This window comes from Streptantibioticus rubrisoli, assembly GCF_024436055.1.
In the GTDB taxonomy this organism is placed as follows: domain Bacteria; phylum Actinomycetota; class Actinomycetes; order Streptomycetales; family Streptomycetaceae; genus Streptantibioticus_A; species Streptantibioticus_A rubrisoli.
In genome coordinates, this window is the sequence record NZ_JANFNH010000001.1 from 359679 (window position 1) to 374296 (window position 14618).

14 protein-coding genes and 1 pseudogene are annotated in these 14618 nt (G+C 70.3%); 7 read left to right on the forward strand and 8 right to left on the reverse strand.

Annotated elements, in window-relative coordinates:
* The first annotated feature begins 223 nt into the window (after positions 1–223).
* From NON19_RS01770 to NON19_RS01780, 3 genes are all read left to right on the forward strand, one after another.
* Positions 224–760 (forward strand): cupin domain-containing protein, encoded by a 537-nt coding sequence (locus tag NON19_RS01770; protein ID WP_255924716.1) that lies wholly within the window; start codon positions 224–226, stop codon positions 758–760.
* Positions 757–1530: an SDR family NAD(P)-dependent oxidoreductase gene (locus NON19_RS01775; protein ID WP_255924717.1), complete on the forward strand. Its 774-nt coding sequence runs from the start codon at positions 757–759 to the stop codon at positions 1528–1530. Before NON19_RS01770 ends, NON19_RS01775 begins: the two co-directional genes overlap by 4 nt.
* 162 nt (positions 1531–1692) lie before the next feature.
* Positions 1693–2073: an SH3 domain-containing protein gene (locus tag NON19_RS01780; RefSeq protein WP_255924718.1), complete on the forward strand. Its 381-nt coding sequence runs from the start codon at positions 1693–1695 to the stop codon at positions 2071–2073.
* Positions 2074–2180: 107 nt separating this feature from the next.
* Here the strand turns inward: NON19_RS01780 and NON19_RS01785 are convergent, their stop codons facing one another.
* Positions 2181–3284, reverse strand: coding sequence for a sugar ABC transporter substrate-binding protein (locus NON19_RS01785; RefSeq protein WP_255924719.1), 1104 nt, complete (start codon positions 3282–3284; stop codon positions 2181–2183).
* A gap of 501 nt (positions 3285–3785) precedes the next feature.
* Between NON19_RS01785 and NON19_RS01790 the strand changes: the two genes are divergently transcribed.
* Complete coding sequence (locus NON19_RS01790) at positions 3786–4181, forward strand: hypothetical protein (RefSeq protein WP_255924720.1); 396 nt, start codon at positions 3786–3788, stop codon at positions 4179–4181.
* 34 nt (positions 4182–4215) lie between these two features.
* Here the strand turns inward: NON19_RS01790 and amaB are convergent, their stop codons facing one another.
* The 3 genes from amaB to NON19_RS01805 all read right to left on the reverse strand — a co-directional run bounded on the left by amaB (position 4216) and on the right by NON19_RS01805 (position 8178).
* On the reverse strand, positions 4216–5760 hold the full coding sequence (gene amaB, locus NON19_RS01795) for an L-piperidine-6-carboxylate dehydrogenase (RefSeq protein WP_372513962.1): 1545 nt from the start codon (positions 5758–5760) through the stop codon (positions 4216–4218).
* A gap of 38 nt (positions 5761–5798) precedes the next feature.
* A complete protein-coding gene (locus tag NON19_RS01800) occupies positions 5799–6224 on the reverse strand; it encodes an FAD-dependent oxidoreductase (RefSeq protein WP_255924721.1) in 426 nt (141 codons plus the stop codon).
* 70 nt (positions 6225–6294) lie between these two features.
* Complete coding sequence (locus NON19_RS01805; RefSeq protein ID WP_255924722.1) at positions 6295–8178, reverse strand: transketolase; 1884 nt, start codon at positions 8176–8178, stop codon at positions 6295–6297.
* Between the two features lie 984 nt (positions 8179–9162).
* Here NON19_RS01805 and NON19_RS01810 point away from each other — a divergent pair.
* Both NON19_RS01810 and NON19_RS01815 read left to right on the forward strand, forming a co-directional pair.
* Positions 9163–9501: a histone-like nucleoid-structuring protein Lsr2 gene (locus tag NON19_RS01810; RefSeq protein WP_255924723.1), complete on the forward strand. Its 339-nt coding sequence runs from the start codon at positions 9163–9165 to the stop codon at positions 9499–9501.
* Positions 9502–10119: 618 nt separating this feature from the next.
* The gene (locus NON19_RS01815) at positions 10120–10395 is read left to right on the forward strand and encodes a putative glycoside hydrolase (protein WP_255924724.1); all 276 of its coding nucleotides are present in this window, start codon (positions 10120–10122) and stop codon (positions 10393–10395) included.
* A gap of 141 nt (positions 10396–10536) precedes the next feature.
* On the opposite strand, the gene NON19_RS01820 is transcribed toward NON19_RS01815, so the two are convergent.
* Positions 10537–11589: an alpha/beta hydrolase gene (locus NON19_RS01820; RefSeq protein ID WP_255924725.1), complete on the reverse strand. Its 1053-nt coding sequence runs from the start codon at positions 11587–11589 to the stop codon at positions 10537–10539.
* Between the two features lie 236 nt (positions 11590–11825).
* Positions 11826–11948: pseudogene (locus NON19_RS33880) on the reverse strand (transposase); the annotation flags it as partial.
* 80 nt (positions 11949–12028) lie between these two features.
* Here NON19_RS33880 and NON19_RS01830 point away from each other — a divergent pair.
* The gene (locus NON19_RS01830; protein ID WP_255924726.1) at positions 12029–13075 is read left to right on the forward strand and encodes a helix-turn-helix transcriptional regulator; all 1047 of its coding nucleotides are present in this window, start codon (positions 12029–12031) and stop codon (positions 13073–13075) included.
* Between the two features lie 53 nt (positions 13076–13128).
* Here NON19_RS01830 and NON19_RS01835 read toward each other — a convergent pair whose 3' ends face one another.
* Together NON19_RS01835 and NON19_RS01840 are read right to left on the reverse strand one after the other, a co-directional pair.
* A complete protein-coding gene (locus tag NON19_RS01835) occupies positions 13129–14289 on the reverse strand; it encodes a radical SAM protein (protein WP_255924727.1) in 1161 nt (386 codons plus the stop codon).
* Positions 14286–14582, reverse strand: coding sequence for a hypothetical protein (locus tag NON19_RS01840; protein ID WP_255924728.1), 297 nt, complete (start codon positions 14580–14582; stop codon positions 14286–14288). The genes NON19_RS01835 and NON19_RS01840 overlap by 4 nt, the downstream gene beginning before the upstream one ends.
* Positions 14583–14618: the final 36 nt, after the last annotated feature.

A 14618-nucleotide genomic window follows, 5' to 3' on the forward strand; every position in this document is an offset into this window, starting at 1 on the left:
GCGGGGTTCCTCCACTCGGCCGGGCCAGCCAGTGCGGTTGCGGAGTTGCGGTGAGGGCGGCCTGGCCGGTGACCCGGGCAGCAGGTTTCGGGGGAGGTGCGTGAGGGTGGCGACGGGGGTGACGTGAAAGCGACCCGTACGACGTGCGAGGCGCTAAGGTCTGGGCGATGCTGCCGTCTTTGCGCGCGGTCGAACCGTACGAGCACGCATGAGGGGTAGGCGGATGCGGCCCGAGAACATCACGGTCAGGGAACTGGTCTCGCGTTACGGCCTTGAGCCGCTGCCCCTGGAGGGCGGGCTGTTCCGGCGTACCTGGGCCGGCCCGCGGGTGGCCGGAGGCCGTCCCGCCGGATCGGCCATCATCGTGCTGCTCTCGGCCGAGGACGACCGGTTCTCCGCGATGCACCGACTGCCCACCGACGAGATCTGGCACTTCTACCTCGGCGACCCCGTCGAACTGCTGCTGCTGGAACCGGACGGTGCCGCCCGGACCGTGGTGCTCGGCCACGATGTGCTCGGCGGCCAGCAGGTGCAGTTCACCGTGCCCAGTGGTACGTGGATGGGTGGCAAGGTGGCTGGCGGCGGCAGCTGGGCGCTGCTCGGCTGTACCAACGCGCCGGGATTCGTGGCGGCCGACTACGAGGGCGCGGACGCCGACCAGCTCTGCGCGCGCTACCCGCAGGCGGCCGAGCGGATCAGGGGCCTGTGCCGCCCCGGAGTCCCGCTGCGCCACGCCGTCGGCCAGGAGGATCCGACGTGACCGACCCGGCCCTGCCCGATCTGAGCGGGCACACCGTGTTGGTGACCGGCGCCAGTGGCACTGTGGGCCGCGGCATCGCCTGGCGCTTCGCCCTCGCCGGTGCCGCCGTCGTCGTCCACCACCGCGCGCGGGCCGATCGCGCGGAAGAAGTCGTCGAGCGGATCCGGCGGCGCGGCGGCGAGGCGTTGGCCCTGCGCGCCGACCTCACTGACGAGACGGAGTGCCGGCGCCTGGTGCGCGAGTCGGCCTCCTGGAACGGACGGTTGACCACCCTGGTGAACAACGCGGGGGTGCAGCCGGTACAGCCCCTGGAGGGCATGACCGTCGCCGACTGGCGGGAGGTGGCCGACCTCAATGTGGTGAGCGCCTTCGCCTGTACGCAGGCCGCGGTGGAGGCGATGCGCACCACCGGAGGCGGGACGGTCACCCATGTCGCCTCCATCGAGGGCAGCCAACCCGCCCGACACCACGCGCACTACTGCTCGTCCAAGGCGGCCCTGATCATGCACGCGCGCAGCGCCGCGCTTGAGTACGGGCCTTTGGGCATCCGGGTCAACACCGTCTCACCCGGCCTGATCGACCGCCCAGGGCTGGCGGCGGACTGGCCGGACGGAGTGCGCCGCTGGGACCGGACCGCGCCACTGGGGCGCCGGGGCGAGGCCGAGGACATCGGGGACGCCTGCGTCTTCCTGGCGTCCCCGATGGCCAGGTGGCTGACCGGGCACAACCTGGTGGTGGACGGTGGGATGTCCTGCGCGCCCACGTGGTAGCCACTCCGGTCCGGCCGCACCGGGAACGTGGTGCGGCCCAAATCGACTTGTCTGTCTGACGGTGGGCAACCTTCGCGTGGGGTCGCGTGTCATACAGGACGTGAGAGGTCGTTACGGCCTGATCCGGTAAGATTTCCCATTCGGTGAAGTAGGGGGATAGACATGTCCACATCTGGCTTGCGTCGAGGGGTTGTGGTCGCAGCGGGCGCGATGCTGGCGGGCGCGATGGCGCTGTCCGGCGCCTCACTGGCCGTCGCCGCGGCGCCGACCGCGGTGGCGCATCCGGCGCCGGTCGCCGTCAGGGCCGCGGAGCCCACGGGGAAGGTGGTCTCCAGGGTCAACCTGTCGATCCGCGAACAACCCACCACCAACTCGAAGTTCCTCGGTTCCCTCCGCCCCGCGACGGTGATCGCGCTGCACTGCAAGAAGGTCGGCCAGAACGTCGACGGCAACAACCTGTGGTACTTGCTGGGTGGGGGCAAGCCCGGCTATGTCAGCGCGCGGTACGTCAAGAACCTCGCTGCCGTGCCCTACTGCAGGTAACCGCCCGTGCTTGGCGGCACGGCACCGTCTGGGGGCCGTGTCCGTGCTGCCGAGGCCTCCCGCGGTGGGCCGACCACCCATCGCGGGAGGCACGCGCGCGAAGAGGGCTACTTCAGACCGACCTTGACGCAGTCCGCCGCGTACTCCGAGGCGCAGATCTGGTCCACCGTGTAGAGGCCGTCAGCGAGGACCGTCTGTCTTATGTTCTTGCTGTCCATGATCGTGGTGGCGACCAGCTTCGCCGGAATGTCCTTGTTCGTGGCGCTGTTGACCTTGCCGTCGGCGACCTCCAGCGGCTGGCCGGTGGCCAGTTCGATCGCCATCTGCGCCGCGGTGCCGGCCTCCACCAGGTACGGCTTGTAGACGGTGAACGACTGCAGACCGGCCACGATCCTCTGGGTCGCGTCGAGTTGGGCGTCCTGTCCGCTGATCGGGGGCAGCGGGCTGACGTGGTCGGCCAGCAGGGTGTTGACGATCCCGGTGGCCATACCGTCGTTGGCCGAGTAGACGGCGGCGATGTTGGCCTTGCCCAGGCGGCTGATCGCGCTGTCGATCTCCTTGCTCGCCTCGTCGGCCTGCCAGCCCGGGGTGTCGTAGGTGGCCGCGATCCTGACCTTGCCGCGCAGGACGCTGAGCGCACCGGCCTTGTACTGGGCGGCGTTCGGGTCGGCGCTGTCACCGTTGATCATGACGACCGGGGTGCTCGGGGTGGCCCGGCCGCCGAGGGCCTCCAGCAGTCCCTGTGCCTGCTCCTTGCCGACCTGGGTGTTGTCGAAGGAGACGTACCCGTCCACTGGGCCCTGCGCCAGGCGGTCATAGGAGACGATCTTGATGCCCGCGGCGTGTGCCTTTTCGATCGAGGGCTGAATCGCCTTGTAGTCGACCGGATCGACGATGATGACCTTGTCACCCTCGCTGATCAGCGTATTGAGCTGCGCTTCCTGGGTGTTGGCGTTCTGCCCGGCGTTCTCGTAGTCCAGTTGGCACTTCGGGCAGAGTGCGTGGAGCCTGGTCTGAATCTGCGGGCGGTCTACCGCCTCGTAACGGGTGGTCTGGTTCTCCGGCAGCGCCAGACCGATCCGGAAGCCCTGATTCACGTCTGCCGCGCTGGTCTTGCCGGTGTCGACCGACTTCTTGCCGCACGCCGCCATGCTGAGCGTTATGGACACTGCCGCGGTCGCCACGACGGCGCGACGCAGAGTGGTGTTCACGAGGGGTACCTCCCTGACAGGGCCGCGATGGTACGGCCGAGGTGGAGGTGAGTAGAACTCCGGCAATTGGGTCCCGTCAAGAAGTTAATTCTTACGAGACGGCAACGTAGTGATTTGTTATCTAGCCGAAAGCAAACACCGCTGACGGTTTTGTGTGGCAGTTGCCACGGGCATGCCCCAACGGCCAGGTGTGGCCGTCACGGGACGGCGGGGAAACGGCCAACTCGCCGAAATGCTCAGGGACCTGACCGCCCTGCGGATTCCGTCCGGAATAGCGATACCGACGCACGCCGCCCCTCCTTGGCCGTTCACGAGACGGGGGACGGTACCACGCGAACCTGGAGCGGCCGACCGGGGTCCGCAGGTCGTGTGGCGCGTACAGATCAACAACGCCGCCAGGTGTCGGGGGTGCCTCCGTGCGCATAGCCCAGCGGGCCGCCGATTGATCCTAATTTAGGGAATCGAGCACATCTGCCCGGTGTGATCCGCGACGATGGCGCCATGAGCGATCAGGACTTCGCGGCGCGCACCGAGCGGTTCGCGCGTCATCTGGCCGAACTCGGGCTTCGTTTGGACAAAGAGTCGTTCGCATTGCTGCTACGCATCCTGCATGGCGTGAACCAAGCTTTGGTGCATCATTCACGGAGCGTTGACATTCCCTTCGGTCCGGGCGACAGGGAGTTGTTCACCAATGAGCTGGGCCGGGAATTGGGAACGCTTATGGACCTCCTTGGGCCGCACGGCATGCGCATGGTCGTCGACGTGGGCGATTCCGCTGGTACGGCCACCACCGGCGGCCGTCAGGGGCCGCCGAGCGGACTGCTGGCACTGGCCGAACGGGAACGGGACCGGCACGAGGTGGAGGCCATTGTGCGGGCCAGCGGAATGGAACCGTAGGGCGCGGAAGCCGAATTGCCGCGACCACCGACCGTCACAGGAAGTCAACGCCCTGTGCCAACGGCAGTTCGGCCGAGTAGTTGACGGTGTGCGTGGCCCGCCGCATATAGGCCCGCCAGGCGTCGGAACCGGATTCCCGGCCGCCACCGGTGGCTTTCTCCCCGCCGAACGCCCCGCCGATCTCGGCGCCGGAGGTGCCGAGATTGACGTTGGCGATGCCGCAGTCGGAGCCGTCGGCGGCCAGGAAGCGCTCCGCCTCCCGCTGGTCGCTGGTGAAGACGCTGGAGGACAGGCCCTGAGGAACCTCGTTGTGCAGGGTGATGGCCTCCTCGAAGGTGCGGTAGGTGAGCACGTAGACGATCGGGGCGAACGTCTCCGCCCGTACGATCGCCGTCTGCGCTGGCATCCGGACCACCGCGGGCGCGACATAACGCGCCTGCGGCGCCTCGTCCCGTAGCAGGGTTTCGCCACCGGTCAGCAGCTTTCCGCCGTCGGCCTGGGCGCGCTCCAGGGCCTGTGCCATCGCCTCGTGGGCCCGTGCGGTGATCAGCGGGCCGACCAGGGTGGCGGCGGCGAACGGGTCGCCGACCGGCAGCCGGTGGTAGGCGTGCACGATCCGGTCCACCAGCCGGTCGGCGATGTCCTCGTGCACGATCAGGCGGCGCAGCGTGGTGCACCGCTGGCCCGCCGTCCCCGCGGCGGAGAAGACGATGCCGCGCACCGCCAGGTCCAGATCGGCCGAGGGCGCCACCACCGCCCCGTTGTTGCCGCCGAGCTCCAGCAGGCACCGGCCGAACCGCGCGGCGACCCGTGGCGCGACCGCACGCCCCATGCGCACCGAGCCCGTGGCACTGACCAACGCCACCCGGTCGTCGTCCACCAGCTGTTGTCCGGTGTCCCGGTCCCCGAGGACAAGTTGGTGCACCCCGGGCGGGGCGCCCGTGTCCTTCGCCGCACGGGCCAGCAGCGCGTCGCAGGCCACCGCGGTCAGTGGGGTCAGCTCCGACGGCTTCCACACCACCGTGTCACCGCACACCAACGCCACCGCGGTGTTCCACGCCCACACCGCCGCGGGGAAGTTGAAGGCGGACAGCACCCCGACCACGCCCAGCGGATGCCAGCATTCGGCGAGCCGGTGACCGGGCCGCTCAGACGGCATGGTGCGTCCGTAGAGCTGACGCGACAGGCCGACCGCGAAGTCGCAGATGTCGATCATCTCCTGCACCTCGCCCAGCGCTTCCGAGCGGATCTTCCCCGCTTCCAGGGTGACCAGATCGGCCAGGTCCTCCTTGTACTCGGTCAGCAGCTCACCGAGCCGCTTGACCAGCCGACCGCGCTGCGGCGCCGGAGTGGTGCGCCAACTGGCGAACGTCGCATGGGCGGTGCCGACCGCCGCGTCGACCTGCTCGGCACCCGCGCACGGCAGGAAGAACATCGCGCCGCCGGTGATCGGGGTACGGCAGACCAGATCACCGCTGTCACCCCCGAGCGGCGGCTGGGCGCCGCAGTGGTTGAGCCGCTGCGCGGCCAGAACGCGCAGGGAGTCGGTGTCGGGCAGTGTGGTGCGCGGGTCGGTCACGACTTACGTCTCCTCGGTGGAGTCATCCTGTGGCGGCGTCAGATGACGGCGGATTCCCGGCGGTTGGCGCGGGAGGACGAACCCGTCGGCGGCCAGCGGCGCCACATCGATGACCGGGTTCCGGCGCAGGCGGCCGCCTTTTCGCCGTCGCGCGGCGGGAAGAGGTAACCCGCCTCACCCAACACCACACCCACGCCTGGGAGTTGGAGGAAGTCGCGGGACGCCGCGAAACCGCGCTGCCCCAGCGTGCTGTTCAGGGAATCGCGGAAACGCGCTCGAACTCCCCTGATCGGCTTGCCCGATGAGCCGCTGGCCGGACCGTCGCGGTCCAGCACCAGCACATCGCGCGCCCCCGCCTCGGCCAGCTGGAAGGCGACGCTCGCGCCGATCACCCCGGCTCCGACGGCCACCACCCAGGCGTCCGGCGGCAGTGAACCGCCGGTGCGGTCCGTACCGTTCGTCATGGCCCCTCCCTGACTGCGCGCCGAGGCGGTACGGCAGTGGACGTGCGGTGCGAACCCGGCCGCAGGCGCCTCAGCCGCTGAGCAGCCTCCTCGCGGCGTCGGTGATGTGGGGCCTGGAGATACCGGCGGCGTCCAGCAGTTCGGCGGACGTGCCCGAGGCGGGCAGGTCCCGTACCGCCAGGTGCGCGAAGCGGGGCGCCACGGAGCGCTCGGCGAGCGCGCCCAGTACCGCCTCGCCGATGCCGCCCTCCGGGCGGTGGTCCTCGGCGACCACCAGGGCTCCGGTCTGCTCGGCGGCCCGGGCCAGCGCGTCGGCGTCGATCGGCTTGACCGAGTACACGTCGATCACCCTGGCGTTGATGCCCTCCGACGCCAACGTGTCGGCGGCGGCCAGGCACTCGTGCACCGTCACCCCCGCGCCGACCAGCGTGATCCGGTCGTCGGCGGAGGACCGCGGCGTCTTGGAGCCGCCGACGGGAAACGCCTCCCCCGCCGGGTACAGCACGGGGTAGCCGCCGCGGGTGGTGCGCAGGTACGAGATGCCCTCCAGGTCGGCCATGGCGGCGGTGAGGGCGACGGTCGCGTTGGCGTCGCAGGGGTAGAGCACCGTCGAGCCGTGCACGGACCGCATCATCGCCAGATCCTCCAGGCCCATCTGCGAGGGGCCGTCGGCGCCGATCTCCACCCCGCAGTGCGAACCGCACAGCGCCAGGCGGGCCCGGGAGACCGACGCCATCCGGATGAAGTCGTGCGCGCGGGTCAAGAACGCGGCGAACGTGGCCGCGTACGGCCGCCAACCGCGCACCGAGAGTCCGACCGCGGTGGCCAGCATCTGCTGCTCGGCGATGTAGGACTGGAAGTAGCGGCCGGGGTAGACCTTGGCGAAGTCCTCGGCGTGCGTGGAGTTGCCCACCTCCGCGTCCAGCCCGACCACCTCCGGCCGGGCTCCCAGCGCCGCCAGCGCCTTGCCGTACGCGGACCGGGTGGCCACCTTCTCGCCGAGTTCGAACTCCGGCAGCCGCACCTCCTTGGCCGCCGGGCGCGCGGGCGGCTGGTACGGCCGCGGTCCGTGGCCGCGCACCGTCAGACGGCGTACGCCGCCGAGTTCGCCGATCGCCCGCTCGGCCATCTCGGACGGCAGTGGCTTGCCGTGCCAGCCCTCGGCGTCCGCCACCTCGCTGAAGCCCTGGCCCTTGACGGTCCTGGCCAGGATGACGGTGGGCCGCTCGCTCTGGGTGGCGTACTCAAACGCCTTGTCGATCGCCGCCACGTCATGGCCCTCGACGGTCAACGCGGCGCAGCCGAAGGCCTCCACCCGGTTGGCGTAGGCCTCCAGGTCCCAGCCGAGTTCGGTGGGGCCGCGCTGGCCCAGCCGGTTGACGTCCACGATGGCGGTGAGATTGTCCAGACCGTAGCGGCCCGCCTTGTCCAGCGCCTCCCAGATGGACCCCTCGGTCATCTCGCTGTCCCCGCACAGCACCCACACCCTGTACGGCGCGTGCTCCAGCTTGCGGCCCGACAGCGCCACGCCGACGCCGTACGGCAGCCCCTGGCCGAGCGAGCCGGTGGCGACGTCGACCCAGGGCAGCACCGGGGTCGGGTGCCCCTCCAGGCGCGATCCCGCCCTGCGGTAACGGGCCAGCAACTCCTCCTCGCTGACCACGCCCGCCGCGTGGAACATCGCGTACAGCAGTGGCGAGGCATGTCCCTTGGAGAAGATCAGGTGGTCGTTGCCGGGGTCGTCGGGGCGCTGCCAGTCGTAGTGCAGATGGCGGGCGAGCAGCACCGCCATCAGGTCGGCGGCCGACATGCTCGACGTCGGATGGCCCGAACCGGCGGAGGTGCTGGCGCGCACCGAGTCGACCCGCAGCTGTTGGGCGAGTTCGAAGACGGCCGTCAGGTCGGACCGGGGTCCGACCGTCGCGTTGGGTCCGTTGGGGGAAGCGGCAGTCATGGACGTTCCTCGGGTCGGGGAGCTGTGCGCGGGATCGGTGTGAGGCCGTGGCCGTGCACGATCTCATCGCGCGCGCCGACGGCAGCCGCACATTGCTCCGTAAGGGGGCGTGGCCGCCGCGGTCTCACCCCGCCGCCCCGGTGTGTTCTTGTTCGCTTCTCCGCCCGCGCGGCGCGGGTGCGGGCATCGTTGCTTTCTGCGGCTCGGCGGCCGCGCGTGCGTCGCTCACGGTGTGGTGCATGACGTGTTTGATTCGGCGTACTCCTGCAGGCCGTGACGTGAGAGCTTCTTGCCGTGGCGGAGCGCTTGAAACCACCGTGCGGCATTTCCGGGCGGAACGCGAAGTACCGGTTGCCCCGGACGCGGCTGTGGGTCCAGGCGGCGCGGTTGGGGCGCGTGGTTCGGGCGTGGTCGGCGGTCAACACCGCCGCGCCGCATTCCGGCCGGTGCTGGGGGTACGTCGAGGGCCGTCTGCCGGAAGGGGTGCCGCGGGGAGGGACTCGACGGCGGCCCTCGGCCGAGATGCGGATCGGATTCATCGGCGGGGCGGATGCTCGGGCGCCGTCTAGAACGCCAACGCGCGTATTCCTGACCGCTTTTCGGCCGTGAGCCATGAGTGCGGGTCCGGTTGTGACCGGTGACGGCCGTCGCGGCCACCACCGGGACTTCTACCGCCGGTCATACGGCCCGCGTTGCCACCTGACAGCCATTTCGCCCCGATCCCACGCACCGTCAACGCCGGTCCCCGCGGCCGCCGAAGCGCTTTCCGCGCCCCGGCCGACGGCAGCCGCCGTCAGGAATTCCCCGCGCCCTGCAAGCCGTCGGGCGACGGAGCCCAACCGGCTCGGTGAATTCATGAGTAGCGCCCCGGAGTTAGGGGCATCCTATGAATGATGTCGGGAGGTTTGCAGAAGCCTGGGAGCAGCCGATCGCGTCTCCTGTAGCATCCGTCATCCATCAGTCGTACCAAGCTGGAGAAAACTCGTGGCACAAAAGGTTCAGGTCCTTCTCGTCGACGACCTCGACGGTGGCGAGGCGGACGAGACGGTGACGTTCGCGCTGGACGGGAAGTCCTACGAGATCGACCTCACGGCGGCCAACGCCGAGAAACTCCGCAAGTCCCTTGCGGACTTTGTGAAGTCGGGCCGCAGGACCGGTGGGCGGACCACTGCGGGGCGCGGCAAGGCACGCCCGGTGGTGGCCGGTAACCAGGACACCGCCAAGATCCGTGCATGGGCCAAGGAGAACGGCTACAACGTCAACGAGCGCGGTCGGGTCCCGGCCGATATTCGTGCCGCCTACGAGGCGGCCGCGGGCGTGTAACCGGCGCTCCCAGGGTTCGCGGCTGCCGGACCGGCCGCGGACCGCGCCCCGTCCCGCCTGTCGGTCCGGCAACGCTACGAGTGTCGGGCGCGGCTCCGTCGTTCACCACGCGGGCCGCGCCCGTTCTCGTGCCCTGGTGTCCCGCGGCGGCGTGATGGAAAATCATGTGATTTTCCTGTGAATTCTCCGTGGGCTCCCTGGATTTCGGCTGGTCGATGGCTCACTATGACCACCGGCGATCCTCCAGCGAAAACGCGTTCTACTCCTGGCCCGGTGCGCCGCCGCATGTCATCCGGGGCGTGATCGCTGGCAACGCGGTGCACGTGGAATGTGAACTTCCCACCCGCGCTGGAGACTTCTCGCCGCTTCCGTGGAACAGCGGTGCGCGGGTTACGACGGGCCCGCAGAATGTGACCGTCGAGCGCGGGCATCATCCGCGCTCGTCCGCTCCCGCCCACCGGAAATGGGGGATTCCCGGTTGCCGTGCAGAGCGCATCGCACGTCCCACGACCATCACGGGATCCACTTCACCGGCGGTCACGCCGTACTGCGGTGTGCCTGCGCGCACCGTTGACCGGAGCAGCATGGCGAATGCTGCCCCAGGGGGGACACCCTGGCTTGGAAAACGCGTGCCGTCGCCCTGCCCAGATCGCCGACGTGCTGGTGGCCTTCGAGGGCGGTTGGCCGTCCTACTGCCGTGCCGCGGCGCCCGGTTGGCCCGCACGGCACCACCCGGAGCGGTTCTGCCATCTGGTGTACGACGTTCCGCCGGGCGCGCACGAGCGGGTGGCGCGGCTGGCCGGGCAGCGCGGTGCCGGGGCGCACTGCGCGGTGTCCGGCGGGGGCGCCAACCCGTGGCGATCGGCGCCGGGTTGCCTGGAGGGCGGAGGGTGAGGCGGTCGCGCGGGCGGACATCCGGCGGCAAGTCCCTTGGCTGGTGGGCGACTTCGGATCCGCGCTGAACGCGTGGGGCGCCCGGCGAACCGGTTCCGGGGGCGCCCCCGCTCAGCGGGAGACCCCCGGAACGGGACAACCTCAGCCCTGTTGCGCGGCGGTGAGCGCCAGCTTCTGGTCCAGCCAGCGGATCGCGGCCGGGTAGCCGGTGCCGTTCTGGGCGTCGACGTGCGAGGGCGCCTTGGCGCTCTGCTGGAACTGGGTGCTGGACCCGCCGCCCGGCACCAGCAGGGAGACCGGCGGGGCGGGCATGTGCGCCAGCCGCCACGTCAGGTCGTTTTCGTTCTTCACCTCGGTGTTGCCCGCGTACAAATCGCCGGTGCCGCCGGTCCGCGGGGTGAAGTCGGCCGACAGACTGGCGCCCGCGCCGTAGCGGGTGGGGTTGGTCAGCGGGAGCTTCAGCGCGCAGTAGCCGCCGGTGGCATCGCCGAGGGTGCCCCAGGAGCCGAGGGCACCGCTGGCGCGGTACTGGTCGGCGACGGCCAGCGGCAGGTCCTGGTTGAAGAAGGCCAGGCCCTGCGGGCCGCTGGGCACGTTGGTGCAGTCGACGCCCCGGCCTGGCACCACGGTGGGCCGCACCATCACATAGATGGTCGGCTTGATCTTGTTGCTGACGATGTCGGCGGCGACGGTGCGCGGCAGCGCCCCGTTCGGTTGCCCGCTGAGGGCGACGACCACCGGGAACCGGTCGCTTTGGTGTGCCTTCTGGAAGTACTGCGGCGGCAGGTAGACGAAGCCGTCGGCGGTCACCCCGGAGGACGGGCCGTGGAAGGTGACCTTCTGCACCTCACCGGAGTGCGCCTTGCCGCCGGGCAGGCCCGCGTTGATCACGCCCTTGACGGTGAGGGCGACCGGGCGGGTGCTGGCGGTCCCCGCGGTGAGCACCTGCTTGCCGGTGGACGCGCCGAACAGGTCGGTCCACGACGAGTAGAAGCCCATGCTCTTGTTGACGCCGACCAGGATCACGCCCAGTATCACGATCTGCGTCGCCGCGATCAGCCCGAGGCGGCCGAGCCACTGCAGCGGGCCCTTCTTCGCGGCGCGCGGCCACAGCCACAGCGCCAGCGCGACCACCGCCAAGGCGGTGATCACCAGCACTGTGAGGAACAAGCTGGACGTGAGTCCCACGGTCATCGCTCTCTGTTGAATGAAACCTTCAGAAGATGAGGATATGAATTCGGGCTGTTCGGTTTCCTCAGCGGGGTGATCACTTCCCCCGCCGTCGACTGAAGGTCTTGAGCAGTGAAGCAGGGCACCGCCAGGGCCCACCCCGGCCCGTCGAGGCCGGTCGCGATGAGCATCCGTCAACGGCGATGGCTGCGGTACTGGATTCTGGCGAGGGTCGTGTCGGAGAATATGGGGACGAAGCGGTCGGGGTCAGTGGAGGCGGTGGTGGCCCGGCTGCTGCGCCGTAGCAGTGACCAGATGCCTTCGACCGGGTTGAGGTCGGGTGCGTACGGCGGCAGGTGGGAGGCCGTGATCCAGTCGTGGGCGTCGATTCGACGTCCGGCCGGTGTCGCTGAGCATGGGGTGCGGGGGCCGGGCGACGTCCCGGCAGGACGGGGAGCCTGGCATGGCCGAGTACCGGGTGACCGCCGCCGAGCGGGACGCGTGCCGCGAACTGCTGGCGGTGGCGGGCGCCATCGCGACGATTCCGGAGCTGGCCGCCGAGGTGTCCCGGTGGCTGCACCGCTTCGTCCCCCACGACGGGTACATGCTGGCGGGGCTCGATCCGCTCACCGGTGTCGGCTGCTTCCACCACAAGGAGCACGGATACAGCGTGGCCTCGGCCCACCGGCTGGAGATCGACGACTCCTTCGGCAGCGAACCGCACCCCTTCGCCCGTCTCATGAGCGGTCCCAGCCCGGTGTGCGTGCTGAGTGCGGCCTCGTCCCGCTACCCGGAGAGCGTGCGGTCGCACGTCCTCATACCGACGGAGGGGTTCGGGAGCGAGATGCGCGTCGCGCTCGCGCACCGGGGCCTGACCTGGGGCGGGCTGATCCTGCTTCGCGACCGGGGAAACGGACGGTTCTCGGAGGGGGAGGCCCTGTGCACCGAGCGGCTCGCGGGCCCGGTGGCCGCCGCGCTTCGGGAGTTCGTGGCCCGCAAGCCGCTGCGGCCGGGCCGTAACTCGCTGGCCCCGGGCGTGGTCGTCATCGGCCCCGACGACACGGTCAAGGGGATGACGGCGACGGCGCGCACCTGGCTCGCCAAATTCGTCCCCGAGCATCTGCGGACTGCGGAGGAGGAACTCCCCAATCTCCTGTGGGGCTTCACCTACCACACGCGCCGCACCCACCGGACGGCCCTCAGCCGGATCCCCACGCACACCGGGTGGGTCGCCGCGCACGCGCAGTTCCTCGACGGCACCGACGGCGACATCACGGTCACCTTCCAGCCCGCCCCAGCAGCCCTGCTTTTGCCAGCGGTCTCCACCTGGTACGGGATCACCCCGCGGGAACAGGCCATCGTCGAGCACCTGCTGAGCGGGCTGCCGACCAAGCACATCGCCCGTCTCCTGGGCATGTCCCCGCACACGGTCGCCGACCACCTTCGGTCCGTCTACCGCAAGACGGGCACGGCTGGGCGCGAGGAACTCATCGCGGGGCTCAGGCAGTAGGGAGCAGCGCCGTAGGGAACAGCCCTGTGGGAAATGGCGCGGTGGGGAGCGGTTCAGCCGAGCGCCCGCCGCTCAAGGAGGGCGGGGTCCAGTCGGCGGTTCACCCGGTCCACCAGTCCGAGGGCCGTGAGCCGTTCCTCGATGTACTGCTGTACGGGCCGTACCACCCCGCAGTACGGCAGGCCGGACACGGGGTCGCGCCACCGCTGTTCGGGGGTGGACTCCGCCGCGAAGAATCCGGAGCAGGAGCCGAAGTAGCGGCAGCCGGTGCAGGTTTGGCGGACCCGCTCCCGCGACTGGCGCAGCGCCTCGCCGAAGGACGGGGAACGGCGCATGGCGGACAGGGACTCGGTGAAGATGTCGCCGTGCCGCAGGGCCGGGTCGTACGCATCGCCGTTGGAGTACACGGACCCGTCCGTGTCGACGACCAGGATGGTCTCGCCCTGCTCCTTGTCGTAGAAGCGCTGTTCCCCCGCGCCGTGCAGGGCGTGCACGACGTTGGCCGCGTAGCTGTCGACCGGTTCGACGGTGATGGAGCTGTCGGAGGCCAGCCAGCGGTCGGTGAGCGTCTTCAGCGCGGTGACGATCTCCTGCGCCGTGAGCCCGTGCCGGGCCTGCTGCCCCGGGTAGCCGGTCCGGTAGACGGGCAGCAGCCGGAAGCCGAGGCCCACGTCCTCGAAGAACCGGTGGATCTCCGCGACGTGGGGTGCCGTGGAGCGGGACAGCACGGTGATGCAGCCGAAGTCCAGGCCCTCGTCCAGCAGGCGCTGCATGTGGGCCAGAACCCGGGGCTGCGCCTGGCGGCCGGCAACGGTCACGCGCTGGCCGCCGACGAGGTCCACCGAGACGCCGACGTCGTCGAAGACCTCCCGGATCACAGCGATGTCCTCGTCGGTGAGCCGGTAGAGGTTGGTCTGGACGGAGTTCCCGTAGGGGATCCCGGCGGGCTCCAGGAACTCCTGCTGGGCCCGCTTGACCTCGCGGTAGAACGCGTGCGGCATCAGCAGGGGCTCCCCGCCGTGCCACACGAAGTCCGCCGTCCGGCCCGGCTGGTCCGCCAGCCACTCTCCCACGTGCCGGATCATGGTCCTCACCTGCGGCACCGTCATCGCGGTCCGGTCGCCGAGCGACGGGTACTCGTAGCAGTAGCGGCACCGCAGGTTGCAGAACTTGGACACCTTCACCACGAGTTGCAGGTAGGGCGGCGTCGTCATGCGGGCCCTGGGCCGAGGGCCGACCTCAGCCGGAGGAAGGCGTCCGTGATCCGGGACCCGCCCCGTGGCCGCCGCGCACCGCCGCCCTGCGCGACGCGCCGGGCCCCGGGCGGCCCACTGTCCCCGAACCTCTCGTGCCACCCGGGCCCGTTGCCGGGCCCCTCGACCCAGAAGTCCGGGTAGGCGGGCCACCCGCCCTCGGTGCGCGGCTGCATCGCGAGCAGCCGTACGTACGCGCTGCGGGAGGCCGCGGGCTGCGGGGCGTCTGGTCCTTCGGGTTCCGCACCGGCCATGCCGACCACTCTCCTCGCTCCATGTCGTCGGTGGTG

What these genes read in the sequence shown, in the direction of transcription:
- NON19_RS01770 (WP_255924716.1), top strand. Translation starts at nt 224, where the DNA reads ATGCGGCCCGAGAACATCACGGTCAGGGAACTGGTCTCGCGTTACGGC.
- NON19_RS01840 (WP_255924728.1), bottom strand. Translation starts at nt 14,582, where the DNA reads ATGGCCGGTGCGGAACCCGAAGGACCAGACGCCCCGCAGCCCGCGGCC.
- NON19_RS01835 (WP_255924727.1), bottom strand. Translation starts at nt 14,289, where the DNA reads ATGACGACGCCGCCCTACCTGCAACTCGTGGTGAAGGTGTCCAAGTTC.
- NON19_RS01820 (WP_255924725.1), bottom strand. Translation starts at nt 11,589, where the DNA reads ATGACCGTGGGACTCACGTCCAGCTTGTTCCTCACAGTGCTGGTGATC.
- NON19_RS01805 (WP_255924722.1), bottom strand. Translation starts at nt 8,178, where the DNA reads ATGACTGCCGCTTCCCCCAACGGACCCAACGCGACGGTCGGACCCCGG.
- NON19_RS01780 (WP_255924718.1), top strand. Translation starts at nt 1,693, where the DNA reads ATGTCCACATCTGGCTTGCGTCGAGGGGTTGTGGTCGCAGCGGGCGCG.
- NON19_RS01790 (WP_255924720.1), top strand. Translation starts at nt 3,786, where the DNA reads ATGAGCGATCAGGACTTCGCGGCGCGCACCGAGCGGTTCGCGCGTCAT.
- NON19_RS01800 (WP_255924721.1), bottom strand. Translation starts at nt 6,224, where the DNA reads ATGACGAACGGTACGGACCGCACCGGCGGTTCACTGCCGCCGGACGCC.
- NON19_RS01830 (WP_255924726.1), top strand. Translation starts at nt 12,029, where the DNA reads ATGGCCGAGTACCGGGTGACCGCCGCCGAGCGGGACGCGTGCCGCGAA.